We start from the raw sequence: 14780 nt of genomic DNA on the forward strand, positions 1-14780 counted from the left end.
GAGAGGCTTTAGGTCAGCGTCTCACTGCCGGAACGGGAAATTGAAAGCGGTCAACAAGGCCCTCGCCTCTTCGTCGGTCTTGGCCGTGGTGCAGACGGTGATGTCCATACCACGGGCTTCCGTGACCTTGTCGAAGTCGATCTCGGGGAAAATGATGTGCTCCTTGATGCCGAGCGAGTAGTTGCCGCGGCCGTCAAAGCTCTTCGGGTTCAGGCCGCGGAAGTCGCGGACGCGCGGCAGCGCGACCGTCACCAGGCGATCGATGAACTCGTACATACGGGCCTTGCGCAGCGTGACCTTGCAGCCGATCGGCTGATTCTCACGCAGCTTGAAGGTCGCGATCGCGATACGGGAGTAGGTCACGATTGCCTTCTGGCCGGCGATCTGGGTCAGCTCGGCAGCTGCGGTCTCGGCCTTCTTGCGGTCGTTGACGGAATCGCCAACGCCCATGTTCAGCACGACCTTGTCCAGACGCGGAACCTGCATCACGTTCTGATAACCGAACTTCTCGGTCATCGCCGTGCGGATCTTCGCATCGTATTCCGCGCGCAGGCGCGGGGTATAAGCGGCCTCAGCCATCGATCTCAGCTCCCGAGCTCTTGGCGATGCGGACCTTCTTGCCGTCCGCCAGAATCTTGAATCCGACGCGGGTCGGCTTTCCGTCCTTGCCGACATACGCGATGTTGGACAGTTGGATCGGCGACTCCTTCGAGATGATGCCGCCCTCCTGGGCCTGCGTCTGCTTCTGGTGACGCTTGACCATGTTGATGCCGCGCACGAGCGCCGTACCGGCGTCGGGGCGAACTTCAAACACCTCGCCGGTGCGACCCTTGTCGCGGCCGGTCAGCACGACGACCTTGTCGCCCTTGCGGATCTTCGCAGCCATCACAGCACCTCCGGCGCGAGCGAAATGATCTTCATGTGATTTTTCGCACGCAGCTCGCGCGGCACGGGCCCGAAGATACGGGTGCCGACCGGCTCGGCCTGGTTGTTGATCAGGACAGCGGCGTTGCGGTCGAAGCGGATGACCGAACCGTCAGCGCGGCGGATGTCCTTGCGGACACGCACCACGACGGCCTTCATCACGTCGCCCTTCTTCACCTTGCCACGTGGAATGGCTTCCTTGATCGAGACGACAATGATGTCGCCGATCGTCGCGTAGCGGCGCTTGGAGCCTCCGAGCACCTTGATACACATGACACGGCGTGCGCCAGAATTATCGGCCACGTCGAGGTTGGTCTGCATCTGAATCATTGATGCACCTCGTCCTCTTTCTCTTTGCGCCAGCCTAGCCGGCGCTCAACATTTCCCTGAAGTCAGTCGGCCAAGGCCAACAGATCAGGCGCTTTTCTTGTGTTCGCCCCGGATCACGATCCAGCACTTCAACTTCGAAATCGGCTTGGTCTCTTCGATCCAGACCATGTCGCCCGGCTTGAACTCGTTGTTCTCGTCGTGCGCGTGGTAGTTCTTCGAACGACGGATCGTCTTCTTGTAGATCGGGTGCGTGAAGCGGCGATCGACGCGCACCACGACGGTCTTGGCAGTCTTGTCGCTGACGACCACGCCTTGCAAAGTACGTTTCGGCATATCCGTTAGCCCCTTACTTCTTCTTCGCGCGCGCTTGCGCGGCGACGGTCTTGATCCGGGCGATGTCGCGGCGAGCCTCGCGCAGACGCGAGGTGTTCTCGAGCTGCCCGGTGGCACGCTGGAAGCGCAGGTTGAAGCGCTCCTTCTTCAGGTTCAGGACTGCATCGTCCTGCTGGTCGGGGCTCATCGCGCGGATGTCTTCGATCTTCATCTGGGCCATGGCCATTACTCCGCAATGCGCTCGACGAAGCGCGTCTTGATCGGCAGCTTGGCGGCCGCGAGCGTCAGCGCTTCGCGCGCCGTCTGGGTGTTGACGCCGTCGATCTCGAACAGCACCCGGCCCGGCTTGACGCGGGCGACCCACAGTTCCGGCGAACCCTTGCCGGAGCCCATGCGGACTTCGGCCGGCTTCTTCGACACCGGAACGTCGGGGAACACGCGGATCCAGACGCGGCCGGCGCGCTTCATGTGGCGGGTCAGCGCGCGGCGGGCGGCTTCGATCTGGCGCGCGGTGACGCGCTCAGGCTCGGTCGCCTTCAGGCCGAACTGGCCGAACGCCAACGTCGCGCCCGACGACGCAACGCCGTGGATACGGCCCTTATGCGCCTTCCGGAACTTCGTTTTCTTAGGTTGCATCATGGCTTTAAGCCCTCAAATTCCTGTGCTGGATCAGGCCGCAGCCGTATCGCGGCGCTGACGGCCACCACGATCACCACCGCCACCCGTCTCGCCTTCGGCCATTCTCTTGTCCTGGGCCATCGGATCGTGCTCGAGGATCTCACCCTTGAAGATCCAGACCTTGACGCCGCAGGTGCCGAAGGTCGTGAACGCGGTCGCAACGCCGTAATCGATGTCGGCGCGCAGGGTGTGCAGCGGCACGCGGCCTTCGCGATACCACTCCATGCGCGCGATTTCCGCACCGCCCAGACGACCCGAGCAGTTGATGCGGATGCCTTCCGCGCCGAGACGCATCGCCGATTGAACGGCGCGCTTCATGGCACGGCGGAACGCAACGCGGCGCTCCAGCTGCTGGGCGATCGACTCGGCCACCAGCGTCGCATCGAGCTCCGGCTTGCGGATTTCGACGATGTTGATGACGACGTCGGACGAGGTGATGTCCGCGACCTTCTTGCGCAGCTTGTCGATGTCGGCGCCCTTCTTGCCGATCACCACGCCCGGACGAGCCGAGTGGATGGTGACGCGGCACTTCTTGTGCGGACGCTCGATCACGATGCGGGCGACGGCCGCCTGCTTGAGCTCCTTGTGCAGGATCTCGCGGATCTTGACGTCCTCGTGCAGCAGCTTGCCGTATTCCTGCTTGCCGGCGAACCAGCGGGAATCCCAGGTCCGGTTGATGCCGAGACGCAGACCGATCGGATTGATCTTTTGACCCATCGTTTTCTCCTGCGACCCTTAAGCCGCTGCTGCTTCGGCTTCGACCTGACGAACAATGATCGTCAGCTGCGAAAATGGTTTGTAGACACGGCCCGAGCGGCCACGGCCGCGGGCGGCAAAACGCTTCATCACGAGGCCGTTGCCGACGAAGGCCTGCGCTACGACGAGATCATCGACGTCGAGGTCGTGGTTGTTCTCGGCATTGGCGATAGCCGATTCCAGGCACTTCTTCACGTCGACCGCGATCCGCTTGCGCGAGAACTGCAGATCGGCGAGCGCAGCGGAAGCCTTCCGGCCGCGAATGAGCTGGGCGACCAGGTTGAGCTTCTGCGGGCTCACCCGCAGCATCCGGGCGACCGCCTTGGCCTCGTTCTCGGCGAGGCTCCGTTCGCGCTTAGGTTTGCTCATCGTTTAATCCTCAAGCCTTCTTGGCTTTCTTGTCGCCGGAGTGGCCATGGAAGGTCCGGGTCGGCGAGAACTCGCCGAACTTGTGACCGACCATTTCCTCGTTGACGGCCACCGGCACGTGCTTCTGACCGTTGTAGACGCCGAAGGTCAGACCGACGAATTGCGGCAGGATCGTCGAACGACGGCTCCAGATCTTGATGACGTCGTGACGGCCGGACGAGCGGGCGGCATCTGCCTTCTTGAGCAGAGAACCCTCGACGAACGGGCCTTTCCAGACTGAACGAACCATGTCCGGCGTTCCTTACTTCTTCCGCTTGTGGCGGCTTAGGAGAATGAATTTGTTGGTCGACTTGTTGGTGCGGGTCTTCTTGCCCTTGGTCGGCTTGCCCCACGGGGTGACCGGGTGGCGACCGCCCGAGGTACGACCTTCACCACCGCCGTGCGGATGGTCGATCGGGTTCATCGAAACACCGCGGTTATGCGGCTTGCGGCCCAGCCAACGGTTGCGGCCGGCCTTGCCGATCGAGGTATTCATGTGATCCGGGTTCGACACCGCGCCGATCGTGCCGCGGCAACGGCCGTGCACGAGACGCTGCTCACCCGAATTCAGACGGATGATCACGTAGTCCTGATCGCGACCGACGAGCTGGGCATAGGTGCCGGCGGAGCGGGCGAGCTGACCGCCCTTCCCGATCTTGACCTCGATGTTGTGGATGATCGTGCCGACCGGCATGTTGCCAAGCGGCATGACGTTGCCCGGCTTCACGTCGACATAGTTGCCGGCAACCACGGAATCGCCGACCGCCAGACGCTGCGGCGCCAGGATATAGGCCTGGGTGCCGTCTTCGTACTTGACCAGCGCGATAAACGCGGTGCGGTTCGGATCGTATTCCAGCCGCTCAACGGTCGCGGGCGCGTCGACCTTGTCGCGCTTGAAGTCGACAATGCGGAGGGTCTGCTTGTGACCGCCGCCGCGGAAGCGCACGGTGATGCGACCGGTATTGTTGCGACCGCCCGAGGAGTGCTTGCCTTCGGTGAGCGCCTTGACCGGCTTGCCCTTGTAGAGGGCCGAACGATCGACCATGACCAGCTGGCGCTGGCCCGGTGTCGTGGGATTGAATTTCTTCAGTGCCATCGTCGTGCGACCTTACAGACCGGTGGTCACGTCGATCCGATGACCCTCTTCGAGGGTCACGATCGCGCGCTTGGTGTTCGACTGCGAACCGAGATTGCCGCGGAAGACCTTGGTCTTGCCCTTGCGGACCAGCGTGTTGACGCTCTTGACCTTGACGTCGAACAGCTTCTCGATTGCTTCCTTGATCTGCGGCTTGGTCGCCTTCGCGGCCACCTTGAACAGGACCTTGTTGTGCTCGGACGCCAGCGTCGCCTTTTCGGTGACGACCGGTGCGACGATCACGTCATAATGCCGAGGCTCGATGTTCTTGCTCATTTGAAGCGCGCCTCCAGCGCATCGATGGCGGCCTTGGTCAGAACGAGCTTCTGACGGCGCAGGATGTCATAGACGTTGATGCCCTGGATCGGCAGCACGTCCATGTTCGGGATGTTGCGGGCCGCAGCGGCGAAGCCGTTGTTGAGCTCGGCACCGTCGATGATCAGCGCGTTGGTGAGCCCGAGGCCCGAGAAGTGACCGAGCAGCGCCTTGGTCTTGGCGGCTTCCAGCGCGGCCTTGTCGATCACGAGCAGATCGCCGTCCTTGGCCTTGGCCGACAGCGCATGCTTCAGAGCGAGCGCACGGACCTTCTTCGGCAGGTCGGTCGCGTGCGAACGCACGACCGGTCCGAAGGCACGACCGCCGCCGCGGAACTGCGGCACGCGGGCCGAGCCGTGACGAGCACCGCCGGTGCCCTTCTGCTTGTACATCTTCTTGCCGGTGCGCCAGATCTCGGCGCGACCCTTGGCCTTGTGCGTGCCGGCCTGACGCTTGTTGAGCTGCCACTGCACGCAACGCGCAATGATGTCCTGGCGCGGCTCAAGGCCGAAAATGGCGTCGGACAGCTGGACCGAGCCCGCTTCCTTACCTTCGAGGGTGGTGACCTTTAGTTCCATCTCACGCACCCTCTTGCTGGGCCGCAGCCTCGGCTTCGCCGCCCGCAACCTTGAACTTGCCGGGCTTCGGAGCTTCCTTCGGCAGCGGCTTCTTGACGGCGTCGCGCACGCGGATCCAGCCGCCCTTGGAGCCGGGAACGGCGCCTTCGACGAGGATCAGGCCACGCTCGACATCGGTCTGGACGACGCGAAGGTTCAGCGTGGTGATGCGATCGACACCCATGTGGCCGGGCATCTTCTTGTTCTTCCAGGTCTTGCCGGGGTCCTGACGGCCACCGGTCGAACCGATCGAACGATGCGAGACCGACACACCGTGCGTGGCGCGCAGACCGCCGAAATTCCAGCGCTTCATACCGCCGGCAAAGCCCTTACCGACCGAAGTGCCGGTGACGTCGACGAACTGGCCTACGACGAAATGGTCGGCGAGGATCTCGGCGCCCACGGGGATCATGGCGTCCGCGGACACGCGGAACTCCTCGACCTGCCGCTTCGGCTCGACCTTGGCGACCGCGAACTGGCCGCGCTCAGCCTTGGGCATGTACACGGTCTTGCGGCTGCCAGAACCAAGCTGGAGCGCGACGTAACCGTTCTTCTCTTCAGTGCGGTGGCCTACGACCTGGCAATTGCCGAGCTTCAGCACGGTCACGGGGATATGTTCGCCGGCCTCTGTAAAGACCCGCGTCATCCCGACCTTTTGTGCGATCACTCCGGAGCGCATCGGCGTGCTTCCTGTTCTTTCTGTCCGCGAGGTGCGAACGTGATCCAAAAATCTTAGAGCTTGATCTCGACGTCGACACCGGCGGCCAGGTCGAGCTTCATCAAAGCATCGACGGTCTGCGGGGTCGGATCGACGATGTCGAGCAGGCGCTTGTGAGTGCGCATCTCGAACTGTTCGCGGCTCTTCTTGTCAACGTGCGGCGAACGGTTGACGGTGAACTTCTCGATGCGGGTGGGTAGCGGAATGGGTCCGCGGACCTGCGCACCGGTGCGCTTCGCCGTGTTCACGATCTCGCGGGTCGACGTATCGAGGATACGATGGTCGAACGCCTTGAGACGGATGCGAATATTTTGGCCGTTCATTGCCGTGGTCTCTCTTCGTTGGGTGGCGAATAGCGAATAGCGAATGTGTCCATTCGCTACTCGCCGATCCCTATTCTCGTAATTACTCGATGATCGAAGCGACGACGCCGGCGCCGACGGTGCGGCCGCCTTCGCGGATCGCGAAGCGGAGCTTCTCTTCCATCGCGATCGGCACGATCAGGTGCACTTCCATCGCAATGTTGTCGCCCGGCATCACCATCTCGGTACCTTCCGGCAGATGCACGACACCGGTCACGTCGGTGGTGCGGAAGTAGAACTGCGGACGATAGTTGGTGAAGAACGGGGTGTGACGACCGCCCTCTTCCTTGGTGAGGATGTAAGCCTCAGCCTTGAACTTGGTGTGCGGCTTGACCGAACCCGGCTTGCAGAGCACCTGGCCGCGCTCGACGTCTTCACGCTTGGTACCGCGGAGCAGCGCACCGATGTTGTCGCCGGCCTGGCCCTGATCGAGCAGCTTGCGGAACATTTCGACGCCGGTGACGGTGGTCTTCTGGGTGGCGCGGAGACCTACGATCTCGATTTCCTCGCCGACCTTGACGACGCCGCGCTCGACACGGCCGGTCACGACGGTGCCGCGGCCCGAGATCGAGAACACGTCTTCAACCGGCATCAGGAACGGCTGGTCGATCGGACGCTCCGGCTGCGGGATATAGCTGTCGACGTTCTTCATCAGCTCGAGGATGGCGTCGTGGCCGAGCTTCTTGTCCGAGTCTTCGAGGGCGGCGAGAGCCGAACCCTTGATGATCGGGATCTTGTCGCCCGGGAAGTCGTACTTCGAGAGCAGCTCGCGGACTTCGAGCTCGACGAGCTCGAGCAGTTCCGGATCGTCGACCATGTCGCACTTGTTGAGGAACACGACGAGCGCGGGCACGCCGACCTGGCGGGCGAGCAGGATGTGCTCGCGGGTCTGCGGCATCGGGCCGTCAGCAGCCGACACGACCAGGATAGCACCGTCCATCTGTGCGGCGCCGGTGATCATGTTCTTCACGTAGTCGGCGTGGCCGGGGCAGTCGACGTGCGCGTAGTGGCGGTTCGGCGTCTCGTACTCGACGTGCGCGGTCGAGATGGTGATGCCGCGCGCCTTCTCTTCCGGCGCCTTGTCGATCTGGTCGTACGCGGTGAACGTCGCACCCCCGGCTTCGGCGAGAACCTTGGTGATCGCCGCGGTCAGCGACGTCTTGCCATGGTCGACGTGACCGATGGTGCCGATGTTGCAGTGCGGCTTGGTACGTTCAAACTTTGCTTTGGCCATTTGACTCTCCGTTCAATCGTCAGCTTTAGACCGACGACAATCAGGCAAACTTCTTTTGGACTTCTGCCGACACGTTAGCCGGCGCTTCTGCGTAGTGATCGAACTGCATGGTGAAGGTCGCGCGCCCCTGGCTCATCGAGCGCAGGTTGTTCACGTAACCGAACATGTTCATGAGCGGCACCATCGCGTTGATGACGTTGGCGTTGCCGCGCATGTCCTGGCCCTGGATCTGACCGCGCCGGGAATTCAGGTCGCCAATGACCGAACCGGTATAGTCTTCCGGGGTCACCACTTCGACCTTCATGATCGGCTCGAGCAGGACGGACTTGCCCTTCTGCAGCGCTTCGCGGAAAGCCGCGCGCGATGCGATTTCGAAGGCGAGCGCCGACGAGTCGACGTCGTGATACTTGCCGTCGACGAGCTGAACCTTGACGTCGACCACGGGGAAGCCCGCGACCACGCCAGAGCTCATCACGCTGTTGAGGCCCTTTTCGACGCCGGGGATGTATTCCTTCGGCACCGCGCCACCAACGATCTTCGACTCGAACTCGTAGCCCTTGCCGGGCTCGTTCGGCTCGACGACGATCGACACTTCGGCGAACTGACCGGTACCACCGGTCTGCTTCTTGTGGGTGTACTTGACCTCGGCCTTCTTGGTGACGCGCTCACGGAACGCAACCTGGGGCGCGCCGATGTTGGCGTCGACCTTGTAGGTACGGCGGAGGATGTCGACCTTGATGTCGAGATGGAGTTCGCCCATGCCCTTGAGGATGGTCTGACCGGACTCCTGGTCGGTCGAGACGCGGAAGGACGGATCCTCCGCAGCGAGCTTGGCCAGCGCCACGCCGAGCTTTTCCTGGTCGGCCTTGGACTTCGGCTCGATCGCGATCTCGATGACCGGCTCGGGGAATTCCATCTTCTCCAGGACCACCTGCTTGTCGGGATCGCACAGCGTGTCACCGGTGCGCGCTTCCTTCAGGCCGGCCAGCGCGACGATATCGCCGGCATAGGCTTCCTTGATGTCTTCGCGGTTGTTCGCATGCATCAACAGCATGCGCCCAATGCGCTCCTTCTTCTCGCGGGTCGAGTTCACGACGCCGGTGCCGCTCTGCAGAACGCCGGAGTAGATGCGGCAGAATGTAATGGTGCCGACGAACGGGTCGTCCATGATCTTGAACGCGAGCAGCGCGAGCGGCTCCTTGTCGTCCGCCCTGCGCACGACTTCGTTGCCGCTGTCGTCGGTGCCCTTGATCGCGGGCACGTCGATCGGCGACGGCAGATAGTCGACGACGGCGTCGAGCAGCGGCTGCACGCCCTTGTTCTTGAAGGCCGAGCCGCACAGCACGGGATAGAACGCACCGGTCAGCACCGCCTTGCGCAGCAGGCGCTTCAGGGTCGCCTCATCAGGCTCCTTACCGTCGAGATAGGCGGCCATGGCGTCGTCGTCGAGCTCGACGGCGGCTTCCACCATCTTCTCGCGGTATTCCTTGGCCTGATCGACCATGTCTTCCGGAATGTCGACATAGTCGAACTTCGCGCCGAGCGACTCGTCGTTCCAGACGATGCCCTTCATCTTCACGAGGTCGACGAGACCCTTGAAGTTGTTCTCGGCACCGATCGGAAGCTGGATCGCGATCGGCTTGGCACCGAGGCGGTCAACGATGTCGGCCAGGCACTTGAAGAAGTCGGCGCCGGTCTTGTCCATCTTGTTGGCGAAGACGATGCGCGGAACCTTGTACTTGTCGCCCTGGCGCCAGACGGTCTCGGTCTGGGGCTCAACGCCCTGGTTCGAGTCGAGCACGCAGACGGCGCCGTCGAGCACGCGCAGCGAACGCTCGACTTCGATGGTGAAGTCGACGTGGCCGGGAGTATCGATGATGTTCAGGCGCTTGCCGGCCCAGAACGCGGTGGTCGCAGCCGAGGTGATCGTGATGCCACGCTCCTGCTCCTGCTCCATCCAGTCCATCGTCGCGGCACCTTCGTGCACTTCGCCGATCTTGTGGCTCTTGCCGGTGTAATAGAGGATGCGCTCGGTCGTCGTCGTCTTGCCGGCGTCGATATGGGCCATGATACCGAAGTTGCGGTAGTCTTCGATGGCATGTTGGCGGGGCATGGGGTGTTCCTTGCGAGTCCGTTTGTTTCGCCGTTACCAGCGATAGTGCGAGAAGGCACGGTTGGCTTCCGCCATCCGGTGCACGTCTTCACGCTTCTTGACGGCGTTGCCACGGTTGTTCGATGCGTCCAGGAGCTCAGCCGAGAGCCGCTCGGTCATGGTCTTCTCGTTGCGCTCGCGCGCAGCCGAAATCAGCCAGCGAATGCCCAGCGCCTGACGGCGGGTCGAACGAACTTCGACCGGAACCTGATAGGTCGCACCGCCGACGCGGCGGGAGCGCACTTCGATCGTCGGCATGACGTTTTCGAGCGCCTGCTCGAACACGCCGAGCGGGTTCTGCTTGGTCTTGGATTCGATGATGCCGAACGCACCGTAGACGATGCCTTCCGCGACCGACTTCTTGCCGGCGTACATCACCGAGTTCATGAACTTCGTGACGATGATGTTCCCGAACTTCGGATCGGGAAGAACTTCGCGCTTTTCCGCTGAGTGGCGACGAGACATTGAGCTGGTTCCCGCTTACTTCGGACGCTTCGCGCCGTACTTCGAACGACGCTGCTTACGGTTCTTGACGCCCTGGGTATCCAGAACGCCGCGGAGGATGTGGTAGCGCACGCCGGGCAAGTCCTTGACGCGGCCGCCGCGGATCATGACTACCGAGTGCTCCTGAAGGTTATGGCCTTCACCCGGGATGTAGCCGATCACCTCGAAACCGTTGGTCAGACGCACCTTGGCGACCTTACGAAGCGCCGAGTTCGGCTTCTTCGGGGTCGTGGTGTAGACGCGCGTGCAAACGCCACGCTTCTGCGGCGACTGCTGCAGCGCTGGCACCTTCTTGCGCGACTTCTGCACTTCACGCGGTTGAGCGATCAGCTGGTTGATCGTCGGCATCCTGGCCTTACCCTTTGTTATCGCAGCCCCTTGCGGGTCCGCTGTCTTGCCGCGAGCCCGTTTCCGGGACCGCAAATTCTTGTCGCGCTACCCGCCCGACGAGGCCCGCTTCGCACGGGAACAATCCGCACAAAGCGAAATCGCGCCAACCGCCCATCGCTGAGTGGAAAGCGCTTCGACGCCACAGAGGACCGCAGTATTGCGGCCGATCAGCGTAAAGCCGCGGCCCGCGCACTGAGGTCATGCATCCGAATTCGGCCTCACGAGAACATGCTCGGAAGACCTAAAATCGCACTGGCATTGCCTAGCTATTATCGACAGCGTTTGAGCGGCATTCGTCGAGGTTGGTGCCCGTCTTTGCGACCCCTTCGGGATCAAACGGGTGGCCCGTTCCGACGTTGGCGATGCTCACCGCCTGTCGTTAAGTGAGGCGCTTTCTATAAGTGAGACTCGCTCAAGTCAAGGCGAAACGACAGTCACAAAGCGCTTCTCGCACCTTCAGAAATTGCCTGCCTGGCGCCCTTACGGTGCGTCCTGAATATGGGGGCGAGGCCCCTGCTCTGCCAGCCTCACTCCAATTTTTACCCGGATGAAATGTACTTTTATAACCAATGCTAAGGCTTTTTTTCCTCTTGATGCGTCAATCTGCCACCTCCGGGCAGAGACAAGCGCCATGCGGTATACCGATATTGCCATCATTGGCGGGGGACTTGCCGGTTCGACCGCCGCCGCAATGCTTGGGCGCGCCGGCATTTCGGCTGTCATGATCGACCCGCACGAGACCTATCCGGGCGATTTTCGCGTCGAGAAGCTCAGTGGTCACCTGCAGGTCGAGCGATTCCAGCGAACGGGAATCGCCGACTCAGTCCTGCGCCGCGCGACTTTCTCTGGCGAGAACTGGATCGCACGGTTCGGCCATCTCCTCGACAAGGCGCCGAGCCGGCAGTTCAACATCCTCTATGATTCCCTGGTCAATGCGATCCGCGACGAGATTCCCGACACTGTCGAGCGAATCTGGACCAAGGCGGTATCGGTCGAGACCAGCTCCGAGCGGCAGAGAATCGCGCTCGCCAATGACGAGACGGTTTCGGCCCGCCTGGTCGTGCTCGCCAACGGCCTGAACGTCGGTCTGCGGCATCAGCTTGGCATCACCAGAAACATCATCAGCGCCTGCCATTCGATCTCGATCGGCTTCGATGTGGCGCCGGCCGGACGGAACGCGTTCGACTTCCCGGCGCTGACCTATTTCTCCGAACGGCCGAACGACCGTATTGCCTACATCTCACTGTTTCCGATCGGCACGCGCATGCGGGCCAACCTGTTCGTGTATCGCAACTTCGACGATCCCTGGCTGCGCGAGCTCCGCCGCGCGCCGGCCGAGACTTTGAATGCCGCCCTGCCCCGGCTGAAGCGCATCACCGGCGCCTTCGACATCATGGGCGAGGTGAAGATTCGCCCGGTCGATCTCTACGTGAACGATTCCAGCCATCAGCCGGGCGTGGTGCTGGCAGGCGATGCCTTCGCGACCTCCTGCCCGGCCGCCGGCACAGGCTGCGACAAGGTGTTCACGGATGTCGAGCGGCTCTGCAACGTCCACATCCCGCAATGGCTAGCGTCCGACGGGATGGATGCAAACAAGATCGCGGCCTTCTACAACGATCCTGTCAAGCGAGCCTGCGATGAATGGTCGGCGGCAAAAGCATTCGGCTTCCGCTCGGTATCGATTGCGACGAGCCCCTACTGGACGGCGCAGCGCTGGGCGCGCTTCACGGCGTGGTCGACCCAGGGATTATTGCGGCGGCTGGGAGGGGTACTCCATCTGGAGCCGAACTTCCTCGGTCACTCCTCGTCGTCCTCGTCCTCATCATCCTCGTCGAGGTCCTCATCGTCCTCGTCATCATCGCTGTCGTCGTCGGCCTGAGCGGCCACGCCGTTCGGCTGGTGGATCTGGTCGTTCCACAGCTTGCGATAGGTGCCATTCTTGGCGAGCAGCTCCGCATGCGAACCGCGCTCGATCGCCCTGCCCCCTGAAATCACGATGATCTCGTCCATCTCGACCACAGAGGTCAAGCGATGGGTCGACCAGATCAGGGTGCGGCCCTTGGCGACCTTCAGCAATGTACGGTTGATCGCGGCCTCCGTGGTCTGGTCGAGCGCCGAGGTCGCCTCGTCCAGCAGCAGCACGGAGGGATTGCGGATGACCGCGCGTGCGATCGCAATGCGCTGGCGCTGACCGCCGGACAGCGTATCGCCGCGCTCGCCGACCGGCGTGTCGTAGCGCTGCGGCAGGCTCATGATGTAGCGGTGGATCTCGGCCTTCTTGGCCGCCTCCTCCACCTCATCGTCGGTCGCGCCCTCCTTGCCGAGCCGGATGTTCTCGCGGATCGACATGTTGAACAGCATGTTCTCCTGAAACACCACCGCCATGCTCCGGCGCAGCGAATCCAGCGTCACCTTGCGGACGTCGACGCCGTCGATGGTGACGCGGCCCTCGTCCGGCACGTAGAGCCGCAAGATCAGGTTGAGCAGCGTGCTCTTGCCGGAGCCCGATGGGCCGACGATGGCGATGCGCTTGCCGGCATTGAGCTTGAGGCTGAGATTGTCCAGCACCGGGGTCTGCGCGCCCTCGTACTGGAACGTCACGTGGTCGAAGGTGATGTCGTGGGTGATGCGCGGCAGATCGGGCGCGCCGGGACGATCGGCACCACGGGTGGGCTCGTCCAGCAACTCCTGCATGTGGCGGATCGCGGCGGCCGAGGAGATCGACACCGGGATGAAGTGCATCACATGGGCGATGTTGTAGGAAACCTCCCAGAACGCGCTCTCGAAAGTGACGAAGGTGCCGATGGTGATCTGGCCCTTGGTCGCCAGATAGGCGCCGATGGCAAGCACGACGAGGTGCAACAACAGCACCGAGATGGTGACGGTGCGCTCCACCATCGTCGACAGGAAGCCGGCGGCCGCGATCCTGTTGCGGGTCGCATCGTTGCGGAAGGTGAAGAAACCGAACATCTTGCGCTGCAGGCTGAACGCCTTGATCACGGCCTGCGCCGCCACGTTCTCCTGCACCATGCCGAGCAGCGCGCTTTCGTTGAGCTTCTGCTCGTAATTGGCCTGCACGGCCTTCGGCGTCAGGATGCGCGGGCCGATCAGCGTGATCGGGAACACCAGCAGCGCGACGAGGGCGAGCTGCCAGTTCAGGAAGAACATCAGTATGATGCCCGCGATCAATTCCAGGAACGGCAGCGCGGCGCTGTTGGCGAACGACTTGACCGAGCCTTCGAAGGCCGAGAGGTCGACCGAGAAGCGCGACAGGATCTCGCCGCGCTTGGTGCGGCCGAAATAGGCGGCCGGCAGGTCCTGGACGTGCTCGAACAGGCGCTTGCGGACATCGGAGATCACGGAAGCTGCCAGCCGCGCGTCCCAGCGCTCGTACCAGACCGCGACGATCGAGGTGAAGATGCCGGCGACCGCGAGCACGCCGAGGATCTTGTACAGCGCCTGGAAATCCTCCTCGCCGAGCGCGTCGTCGATCAGGAACTTCAAGCTGAGCGGCATGATGACGTTGAACAGCGTCTCGACCAGAACGCCGAACGCCACATAGCCCAGGATGCGCTTGTAGTTGGACAGGAAAGGCTTGACGAAACCCAGGATGGTCGCAAGCGCGCCGGCGGCTTCGCGCGCGGTAAAGACGACGAGGTCCTCGTCATCATCGTCGTCGTCGAGATCAAGCTCGTCATCATCCTCGTCTTCGTCGTCCTCGTCGTCTTCGAGGTCCGGCTTGGCGCTGGAGGCGAGTTTGTCGTCGAGCTCGGTCGCCTCTTGCGCGGCGAGCTTCTGTTTGTCGGGAGAGAGAGGCCTGGACGCCATGAAACCAACCGATGCTGACGGCCGGCATGACCGCAGAGAAAGCAGGGAAATAGCGGAAGCCGCTACTTGCACCGATTCTATGCGATCAGGATGAAT

At 62.5% G+C, this 14780-nt stretch carries 20 protein-coding genes; 1 reads left to right on the forward strand and 19 read right to left on the reverse strand.

Annotated elements, in window-relative coordinates; translation table 11 throughout:
- Window positions 1–21: 21 nt before the first annotated feature.
- The 18 genes from rplE to rpsL all read right to left on the reverse strand — a co-directional run bounded on the left by rplE (window position 22) and on the right by rpsL (window position 10814).
- The gene (gene rplE, locus L6637_RS35440) at window positions 22–579 is read right to left on the reverse strand and encodes a 50S ribosomal protein L5 (protein ID WP_128966828.1); all 558 of its coding nucleotides are present in this window, start codon (window positions 577–579) and stop codon (window positions 22–24) included.
- Window positions 572–886 (reverse strand): 50S ribosomal protein L24, encoded by a 315-nt coding sequence (rplX, locus tag L6637_RS35445; protein WP_007603031.1) that lies wholly within the window; start codon window positions 884–886, stop codon window positions 572–574. The genes rplE and rplX overlap by 8 nt, the downstream gene beginning before the upstream one ends.
- Window positions 886–1254: a 50S ribosomal protein L14 gene (gene rplN, locus L6637_RS35450; RefSeq protein ID WP_008549246.1), complete on the reverse strand. Its 369-nt coding sequence runs from the start codon at window positions 1252–1254 to the stop codon at window positions 886–888. The genes rplX and rplN overlap by 1 nt, the downstream gene beginning before the upstream one ends.
- 84 nt (window positions 1255–1338) lie before the next feature.
- Window positions 1339–1587 (reverse strand): 30S ribosomal protein S17, encoded by a 249-nt coding sequence (gene rpsQ, locus L6637_RS35455; RefSeq protein WP_057745481.1) that lies wholly within the window; start codon window positions 1585–1587, stop codon window positions 1339–1341.
- A 13-nt stretch (window positions 1588–1600) separates the two neighbouring features.
- Window positions 1601–1807: a 50S ribosomal protein L29 gene (gene rpmC / locus L6637_RS35460; protein ID WP_027535297.1), complete on the reverse strand. Its 207-nt coding sequence runs from the start codon at window positions 1805–1807 to the stop codon at window positions 1601–1603.
- A gap of 5 nt (window positions 1808–1812) precedes the next feature.
- Entirely contained in the window at window positions 1813–2226 is a 414-nt protein-coding gene (gene rplP, locus L6637_RS35465; RefSeq protein WP_008136349.1) for a 50S ribosomal protein L16, read from the reverse strand.
- Between the two features lie 30 nt (window positions 2227–2256).
- The gene (gene rpsC, locus L6637_RS35470; protein WP_237861444.1) at window positions 2257–2982 is read right to left on the reverse strand and encodes a 30S ribosomal protein S3; all 726 of its coding nucleotides are present in this window, start codon (window positions 2980–2982) and stop codon (window positions 2257–2259) included.
- Window positions 2983–3000: 18 nt separating this feature from the next.
- Window positions 3001–3390: a 50S ribosomal protein L22 gene (gene rplV / locus L6637_RS35475; RefSeq protein WP_057745488.1), complete on the reverse strand. Its 390-nt coding sequence runs from the start codon at window positions 3388–3390 to the stop codon at window positions 3001–3003.
- A 10-nt stretch (window positions 3391–3400) separates the two neighbouring features.
- The gene (gene rpsS / locus L6637_RS35480) at window positions 3401–3679 is read right to left on the reverse strand and encodes a 30S ribosomal protein S19 (protein WP_007603021.1); all 279 of its coding nucleotides are present in this window, start codon (window positions 3677–3679) and stop codon (window positions 3401–3403) included.
- A gap of 12 nt (window positions 3680–3691) precedes the next feature.
- Window positions 3692–4525 carry a 50S ribosomal protein L2 gene (gene rplB / locus L6637_RS35485; protein ID WP_237861443.1) on the reverse strand — a complete coding sequence of 278 codons (834 nt, stop codon included), beginning with the start codon at window positions 4523–4525 and terminating at the stop codon, window positions 3692–3694.
- A 12-nt stretch (window positions 4526–4537) separates the two neighbouring features.
- Window positions 4538–4840, reverse strand: a complete 303-nt coding sequence (locus tag L6637_RS35490; protein WP_237861442.1) for a 50S ribosomal protein L23 — start codon at window positions 4838–4840, stop codon at window positions 4538–4540.
- The gene (rplD, locus tag L6637_RS35495; RefSeq protein WP_011088150.1) at window positions 4837–5457 is read right to left on the reverse strand and encodes a 50S ribosomal protein L4; all 621 of its coding nucleotides are present in this window, start codon (window positions 5455–5457) and stop codon (window positions 4837–4839) included. The genes L6637_RS35490 and rplD overlap by 4 nt, the downstream gene beginning before the upstream one ends.
- 1 nt (window position 5458) lies before the next feature.
- Window positions 5459–6175, reverse strand: a complete 717-nt coding sequence (gene rplC, locus L6637_RS35500; RefSeq protein ID WP_092294142.1) for a 50S ribosomal protein L3 — start codon at window positions 6173–6175, stop codon at window positions 5459–5461.
- 53 nt (window positions 6176–6228) lie between these two features.
- Window positions 6229–6537 (reverse strand): 30S ribosomal protein S10, encoded by a 309-nt coding sequence (gene rpsJ / locus L6637_RS35505; RefSeq protein ID WP_002712302.1) that lies wholly within the window; start codon window positions 6535–6537, stop codon window positions 6229–6231.
- An 82-nt stretch (window positions 6538–6619) separates the two neighbouring features.
- Window positions 6620–7810 carry an elongation factor Tu gene (tuf, locus tag L6637_RS35510; RefSeq protein ID WP_057745503.1) on the reverse strand — a complete coding sequence of 397 codons (1191 nt, stop codon included), beginning with the start codon at window positions 7808–7810 and terminating at the stop codon, window positions 6620–6622.
- Window positions 7811–7850: 40 nt separating this feature from the next.
- Complete coding sequence (fusA, locus tag L6637_RS35515; RefSeq protein ID WP_237861441.1) at window positions 7851–9923, reverse strand: elongation factor G; 2073 nt, start codon at window positions 9921–9923, stop codon at window positions 7851–7853.
- A gap of 33 nt (window positions 9924–9956) precedes the next feature.
- A complete protein-coding gene (rpsG, locus tag L6637_RS35520) occupies window positions 9957–10427 on the reverse strand; it encodes a 30S ribosomal protein S7 (RefSeq protein WP_008136420.1) in 471 nt (156 codons plus the stop codon).
- A 15-nt stretch (window positions 10428–10442) separates the two neighbouring features.
- The gene (gene rpsL / locus L6637_RS35525) at window positions 10443–10814 is read right to left on the reverse strand and encodes a 30S ribosomal protein S12 (protein ID WP_007603006.1); all 372 of its coding nucleotides are present in this window, start codon (window positions 10812–10814) and stop codon (window positions 10443–10445) included.
- A 673-nt stretch (window positions 10815–11487) separates the two neighbouring features.
- Here rpsL and L6637_RS35530 point away from each other — a divergent pair.
- The gene (locus L6637_RS35530) at window positions 11488–12735 is read left to right on the forward strand and encodes an FAD-dependent oxidoreductase (RefSeq protein ID WP_237873563.1); all 1248 of its coding nucleotides are present in this window, start codon (window positions 11488–11490) and stop codon (window positions 12733–12735) included.
- On the opposite strand, the gene L6637_RS35535 is transcribed toward L6637_RS35530, so the two are convergent.
- Complete coding sequence (locus tag L6637_RS35535) at window positions 12654–14684, reverse strand: ABC transporter ATP-binding protein (protein WP_237873566.1); 2031 nt, start codon at window positions 14682–14684, stop codon at window positions 12654–12656. The two genes, L6637_RS35530 and L6637_RS35535, sit on opposite strands and share 82 nt — an antisense overlap.
- Window positions 14685–14780 lie beyond the last annotated feature (96 nt).

The sequence above is a fragment of the Bradyrhizobium zhengyangense genome, assembly GCF_022012435.1.
Classification (GTDB): Bacteria; Pseudomonadota; Alphaproteobacteria; order Rhizobiales; family Xanthobacteraceae; genus Bradyrhizobium; species Bradyrhizobium zhengyangense.